Below are 347 nucleotides of genomic sequence, written 5' to 3' on the forward strand. Positions count from 1 at the left end.
ACTCCCAGGCATAGAGACCGCCGGCTGTCGGGAGGCGCAAGTTCATGCAGCGGTGCTGAATCAGGTCATGGGGGGTGTGAGGAGTTCCGTGCTTGGCGAGGTACGACGGAGAGCCGACAACAACCATGCGCAGATCGGGTCCGATGCGAACCGCAATCATGTCCTTGGCGACCTGCTCACCCATCCGAATACCGGCATCAAACTGATCGGCAACGATATCGGTGAAGGAGGCATCGACCGAGATTTCCACCTGCACGTCAGGGTAGGCGTACATCAATCGCGAGACTGCCGGCCACAGCACGGTCTGGGCTGCATGGAGTTCGGCGGTCACCCGAACGAGGCCGCTT

The 347-nt window shown here is 60.8% G+C and carries 1 protein-coding gene; it reads right to left on the minus strand.

The window, feature by feature from the left end:
* Window positions 1-347: LysR substrate-binding domain-containing protein (locus tag EN862_RS35225; RefSeq protein ID WP_245519826.1), on the minus strand; the 347-nt coding region annotated here is incomplete at both ends.

The sequence above is a fragment of the Mesorhizobium sp. M2E.F.Ca.ET.219.01.1.1 genome, from assembly GCF_004016445.2.
Classification (GTDB): Bacteria; Pseudomonadota; Alphaproteobacteria; order Rhizobiales; family Rhizobiaceae; genus Mesorhizobium.